General features: G+C 71.8%; 7 protein-coding genes and 1 pseudogene. 4 read left to right on the top strand and 4 right to left on the bottom strand.

What is annotated here, in order from left to right; all coding sequences use genetic code 11:
• The 3 genes from DY245_RS45505 to DY245_RS34715 form a co-directional block, all read left to right on the top strand.
• The coding region (locus tag DY245_RS45505) for a hypothetical protein (protein WP_220377987.1) at nucleotides 1–210 on the top strand (210 nt) is incomplete at its 5' end.
• A gap of 159 nt (nucleotides 211–369) precedes the next feature.
• Entirely contained in the window at nucleotides 370–1,839 is a 1,470-nt protein-coding gene (locus tag DY245_RS34710; RefSeq protein WP_128511085.1) for an amino acid permease, read from the top strand.
• 10 nt (nucleotides 1,840–1,849) lie between these two features.
• A complete protein-coding gene (locus tag DY245_RS34715; RefSeq protein ID WP_128511086.1) occupies nucleotides 1,850–2,305 on the top strand; it encodes an Lrp/AsnC family transcriptional regulator in 456 nt (151 codons plus the stop codon).
• A gap of 73 nt (nucleotides 2,306–2,378) precedes the next feature.
• Here the strand turns inward: DY245_RS34715 and DY245_RS47185 are convergent, their stop codons facing one another.
• From DY245_RS47185 to DY245_RS47195, 3 genes are read right to left on the bottom strand one after another with little or no spacing between them, the layout of a single operon-like run.
• Nucleotides 2,379–2,621 (bottom strand): hypothetical protein, encoded by a 243-nt coding sequence (locus DY245_RS47185; RefSeq protein WP_244943456.1) that lies wholly within the window; start codon nucleotides 2,619–2,621, stop codon nucleotides 2,379–2,381.
• A gap of 37 nt (nucleotides 2,622–2,658) precedes the next feature.
• Complete coding sequence (locus tag DY245_RS47190; RefSeq protein WP_244943457.1) at nucleotides 2,659–3,588, bottom strand: MFS transporter; 930 nt, start codon at nucleotides 3,586–3,588, stop codon at nucleotides 2,659–2,661.
• Nucleotides 3,579–3,893 carry a hypothetical protein gene (locus tag DY245_RS47195; RefSeq protein WP_244943458.1) on the bottom strand — a complete coding sequence of 105 codons (315 nt, stop codon included), beginning with the start codon at nucleotides 3,891–3,893 and terminating at the stop codon, nucleotides 3,579–3,581. Before DY245_RS47195 ends, DY245_RS47190 begins: the two co-directional genes overlap by 10 nt.
• A 54-nt stretch (nucleotides 3,894–3,947) precedes the next feature.
• On the opposite strand from DY245_RS47195, the gene DY245_RS34725 reads away from it, so the two are divergent.
• Nucleotides 3,948–4,901 carry a LysR family transcriptional regulator gene (locus DY245_RS34725; protein WP_244943459.1) on the top strand — a complete coding sequence of 318 codons (954 nt, stop codon included), beginning with the start codon at nucleotides 3,948–3,950 and terminating at the stop codon, nucleotides 4,899–4,901.
• On the opposite strand, the pseudogene DY245_RS44950 reads toward DY245_RS34725, so the two are convergent.
• A pseudogene (locus tag DY245_RS44950) lies at nucleotides 4,870–5,371 on the bottom strand (hypothetical protein); the annotation flags it as partial. The gene DY245_RS34725 and the pseudogene DY245_RS44950 sit on opposite strands and share 32 nt — an antisense overlap.

A 5,371-nucleotide genomic window follows, 5' to 3' on the forward strand; every position in this document is an offset into this window, starting at 1 on the left:
CGGATCCGCCGCTCACCGGCCCCGCACCGCATCGGTGCGGGGCCGGTCGCGTATGCGGGCCCCGCGGTGTCCACCCCTTGGACGCTCCGCCGCGAACTTCATGATCCGACGCTTGTGCGCAACGAACCACCGTCCGTCGCACCGGTGCGCAACGATCATCCGTGGTTGCGCAAGGAACCCGCATTACGGCAGGTCAGCGGCGGGCCGTAAGGTCATGCGCTGTACGTGGAGTGGCGGAGACCGCCTGCTCGGCGGTCTCCTGCTGCGGCTTGCTTTGTCATGCCCGTGAACGGGCCGCTGTCGGTCGCCGTCATCCGTATCCGCAGTCACCGGCAGCGATGAACCGGCAGCGATAAAGGAGCCACCCCAGTGTTGGAGCACGGCGCAGCCCCGCCCGTAGGGGACAGCGACCCCCGACCGCCCTCCGGCGGCCTCGGCACCCGGCTGATGCGGCGCAAGCCGGTCGAGCGGCTGGTCGCCGAGGGCGGCAAGGGGGAGGGCGGAACGCTCCGCCGCTCGATGGGTGTATGGCAGCTGACCATGATCAGCATCGGTGCCACCCTCGGCACCGGCATCTTCGTGGTCCTCGGCAAGGCCGTCCCGGCCGCCGGGCCCGCGGTCATCCTCGCCTTCGTGATCGCTGGTCTCACCGCCCTGTTCTCCGCGCTGTCCTACGCGGAGCTGGCCGGCACCATCCCGGTCTCCGGATCGTCGTACTCCTACGCCTACGCCACCCTCGGCGAGCTGGTCGCCTGGGTCTGCGGCTGGTGTCTGATCCTGGAGTACGGCGTCTCGGTCGCGGCCGTCGCGGTCGGCTGGGGCCAGTATCTGAACGAGCTGCTCGACGGCACACTCGGCTTCACCATCCCCGACGCGCTGTCCGCGCCGCCCGGCGACGGCGGCTACTTCAATCTGCCGGCGCTGCTGGTGGTGATGCTCGCGATGGCGTTCCTGCTGGGCGGGGCCAAGGAGAGCGCCCGGGCCAACACGATCATGGTGGCCGTCAAGATCGTCGCGCTGCTGCTGTTCTGCGGTGTCGCCCTGCAGGGCGTGCGGTCCGGCAACTACGCCAACTTCATGCCGATGGGCATGGCGGGCGTCAGCGCAGCGGGCGCGACCCTGTTCTTCTCGTACATCGGCTTCGACGCCGCCTCCACGGCCGGCGAGGAGGCCAAGAACCCGCAGCGCGATCTGCCGCGCGCGATCATGCTCTCGCTGGTGATCGTCACCGCCCTGTACTGCCTGGTCGCGGCCATCGCCGTCGGGGCGATGCCCTGGCAGAAGTTCGAGGGCTCGGAGGCCGCGCTGGCCGGGATCATGAAGGCGGTCACCGGTCAGAGCTGGTGGGCCGTGCTGCTCGCCTTCGGCGCCGTCATCGCCATCGCCAGCGTCGTGCTGACCGTGCTCTACGGCCAGACCCGGATCCTCTTCGCGATGTCCCGGGACGGCCTGGTGCCGAAGGTGTTCTCCAAGGTGCACCCCAAGAGCGGTGCGCCGCGCGCCAACACCGTGATCGTCTCGCTGTTCTGCGGTGTGCTCGCCGCCGCGGTGCCGCTGGGCGAGCTGGCCGACGCCACCAGCATCGGCACGCTGTTCGCCTTCGCGCTGGTCAATGTGGCGGTGATCGTGCTGCGCCGCACCCGGCCGGAGATGAAGCGGACCTTCCGTACGCCGCTCTCCCCGCTGTTCCCGGCGATCGGCTTTGTGCTGTGCGTCTACATGATGGGCAGCCTCGGCACCGTGACCTGGGTGGTCTTCGGAGCCTGGATGGCTGTGGGCCTTGTGGTCTACTTCGGATACGGCATGCGCCGCTCCCGATTGGCCACAGCAGAGAAGTGATCCACCCGCAGTGCGACTGAACGATCTCGACGAACGCATCGTCCACGCCCTCGCCGAGGACGCCCGCCGCAGCTATGCCGACATCGGCCAGGAGGTCGGGCTCTCGGCGCCGGCCGTCAAACGCCGGGTGGACCGGCTGCGGGCCGACGGCGCCATCACCGGCTTCACCGTACGGGTCGACCCGGCCGCGCTCGGCTGGGAGACCGAGGGCTTCATCGAGATCTACTGCCGCCGCAACACCTCGCCCGAGGCGATCCACCGCGGCCTGTCGCGCTACCCGGAAGTGGCGTCCGCCTCCACCGTCACCGGTGAGGCGGACGCCATCGTCCAGGTCTTCGCCGCCGATATGCGGCACTTCGAGCGGGTGCTGGAACGGATCGCGGGCGAGCCGTTCGTGGAACGGACGAAGTCCGTGCTGGTGCTCTCGCCGCTGCTGCGGCGGTACGGCTCGGGGGCGCCGAGCTGAGTGCTCAGCCGGGCGCCTCGCGCGGTGGCCCGGTCGCCGTCGATCTCGATGACGGCGTTGGTCGCGCTTCAGGTCAAGCCCGGCTGTGATCGGCCCGTGCGCCGGTGCGCAGGCCGGCCACCACGGCGGCGCCCACGACCAGCACCACGCCCGCCGCGATGCGGTAGCCCAGCGCCGTGGCATCGGTGAACGCGGTGGCCACCGCGGTGCCGCGCCCGGTGCCCGAGGCGAAGCGCACCGACAGGACGGTGCCCACCACGGCGATACCCAGTGCCGCCCCCAACTCCCTTGCCGCGCCCTGGAGTCCGGAGCCCATCCCCGAGCGCCGGGGCGATGGGGGTCCCCCCGCGCCCTTAAGGCGTGGGGGACGACGCCACGATCGCATGCGACAGCGTCGGCATCGCCAGGCCCGCACCGGCCGACATCGCCAGGAGAAACGCCAGGTAGAGGAGGTACGGCGTACCGACGTCGGCGGTGGAGAGCGGCAGCAGCCCGGCCGCGATCAGCGCCAGGCCCACGCCGACCGTCCTCGCCTCGCCGGCCCGCGCCGCCCAGCGCATGCCGTACTTCGTCACCGCCATCATCCCGAAGGCCAGCGGCACGATCGCGCAGCCCGTCTGGAGCGGTGAGTAGCCCTTCACGTACTGCAGGAACTGCGCATTGACATAGAACAGCGCAAACATCCCGAAGAAGGTGACGGCGATACCGATGCTGCCGGCCCGCAGCCGTGGCAGCCGGAACAGCCGGGGGTCCAGCACCGGGTGCGCGGCGCGCAGTCCGTGCCGTACGAACACCGCGAACAGCACCAGCGCCAGGGCGAAGGCGCCGGTCACCGGGGCCGAGGTCCAGCCAAGGCCCGGGCCCTCGATGATGCCGAAGAGCGGCGCCGCCGCCCCGAGGACCAGCAGCGCCGAGCCCGGCAGGTCGAGCGCCGCGGTCTGCCGCGGGACGCGGGGCGCGGACTTCGCGACCCAGGCCGGCAGGGCCAGGGCCACCGGCACGTACGCCCAGAACAGCCCCTGCCAGGGCAGGTACTGGAGGATCAGCGCGCCGCCCGCGTTGCCCACCATCCCGCCGATGCCGACCGCCGCGCTCCAGGCGGCGACAGCCCCGGCCTTCCGGTCGGGCGGGGCCGCGTGCAGCAGTACGGACATGGTCGCCGGGACGAGCAGCGCGGCGCCCGCGCCCGAGACGGCGCGGCCCGCCAGCAGCACCGGCAGACCGTTCGCCAGCGCGCTCAGCAGCGCACCCGCGGCGAACACTCCGAGCCCGGTCAGCAGCACGCCCTTGCGGCCATGGGGGTCCCCCCGCGCCGTTTCAGGCGTGGGGGACGGTCGCCGAGCGCACCGGCCGGGATCAGCAGCCCCGCGAAGACCAGCACATAGGTGTCGACGATCCACAGCAGCTGGGCGGGGGAGGGGTGCAGACCACTCGCGGCGATCTTGGGTATCGCCAGATTCATCGCGGCCACCAGCGACTGCGCGACCAGCACACAGGCGCACATCGCGGCCGTCACCGAGCGCCGCCGCGCAGCGGGCGTGGCGGCGGTCGTGGGAGAGGAATCGGGAGGAGAAGCGGTCGAGGTCATGACAGGGACGCTAGAGTCCTGGTGAGTTGACCTCAACTGCAAGGTATGCACTCCATGATTGCGCGAAACGCAAACATCGACCTCAACCTGCTGACGGCGCTGGACGCCCTGCTCGAAGAGGAGAGCGTCACCGCGGCCGCCGACCGGCTCGGCCTCTCCGGACCGGCCATGAGCCGCGCGCTCGGCCGGATCCGCCGCACCATCGGCGACCCGGTCCTCGTCCGCGCCGGCCGCCATATGGTGCCGACACCGCGCGCGCTGGAGATCAGGGCCGAGGTGCGCCGCCTGGTGGAGGCCGCACACGGCGTGCTGGCCCCGTCCGCGCCCGCCGACCCGGCCGAGCTGGCCCGGGTCTTCACCATCAACGCCAACGATCTCTTCGTCACCGCCGTCGGCCCGCAGCTGGTCGCCCGCGTCGCCCAGGAGGCGCCCGGGGTCGTACTGCGCTTCCTCGGCGAGAGCCATATCGATCTCCCGCTGCTGCGCGACGGCGCCGCGGATCTGGAGCTGGGCGTCATCGACAGCCGCGAACCGGAGATCCGTACCGAGGAGCTGTTCGCCGACCGCGGCATCGTGGTGGTGCGCGAGGGCCATCCGCTCACCACCGTGACGCTCACCGCGCGCCGCTTCGCCGACGCCCCGCACATCAACTTCTCCCGCCGCGGCCGGCTGACCGGCCCCATCGACACGGCGCTCGCCACACGCGGGCTGCGCCGCAAGGTGATCGCCACCGTCCCGACCTTCGCCGCCGCCCTGATGATGGTCCGCGACAGCGACGCGGTCGGCCTGGCCACCGAGCGGATCGCGGCATCGGCGGTCCGCGCGCTGGGGCTGCGCACCCTGCCGATGCCGTTGGACCTGCCGCCGATGAGCATGGCCATGGCCTGGCACCCCCGTCAGGAGGCCGACGCGGGACACCGCTGGCTGCGCGGGCTCGTACGGCAGACGGTCGCGGAGTCGGTCGGCCCGGAGTACGTCAGTGCTTCACCTGCCACGGCACGACCGTGAAGTCACCGCTCTCCAGGGTCTCGAAGGGCGCCGACGCCACGCACTTGGGCAGATCCTTGGTCGCCGCCGGATCGTTGGTGCCCACCCAGCTGTAGCCGAGCCGGTCGTGCCGGCCGTCGTCGCGGACGCTGAAGCCGACCCGCTTGCCCTTCAGGCCCGGTTTGTCCGTCCTGGTGACGATGCCGGAGGCGGTCGCGACCTTGCCGCCGGTGATCAGGCAGTCGATCCGCCCCTCGGCGAAGGCGCCCGTCCCGTTGGGGAAGACATGGCTGAAGCGGAAGGTGCCGTGCGCGTCGAGCGGGCTCTCGTGCTTGCCGAAGCGGGCGTTGAACGCGAAGTGGATGTTGTCGCCGGCCGAGCGGTAGAGCTTGGCGGAGCCGGTCAGGCTCGGGTCCTCGGCGGCGCGGGAGGCGGCTGCCGAGTGACCGGACCGCCCCGCCCGCGCGGCGGGCGCGCCGTCGGAGGCGGCC

Source organism: Streptomyces inhibens, assembly GCF_003389455.1.
Lineage (GTDB): Bacteria > Actinomycetota > Actinomycetes > Streptomycetales > Streptomycetaceae > Streptomyces > Streptomyces inhibens.

What these genes read in the sequence shown, in the direction of transcription:
- DY245_RS47185 (WP_244943456.1), bottom strand. Translation starts at nt 2,621, where the DNA reads ATGGGCTCCGGACTCCAGGGCGCGGCAAGGGAGTTGGGGGCGGCACTG.
- DY245_RS47195 (WP_244943458.1), bottom strand. Translation starts at nt 3,893, where the DNA reads ATGACCTCGACCGCTTCTCCTCCCGATTCCTCTCCCACGACCGCCGCC.
- DY245_RS34725 (WP_244943459.1), top strand. Translation starts at nt 3,948, where the DNA reads ATGATTGCGCGAAACGCAAACATCGACCTCAACCTGCTGACGGCGCTG.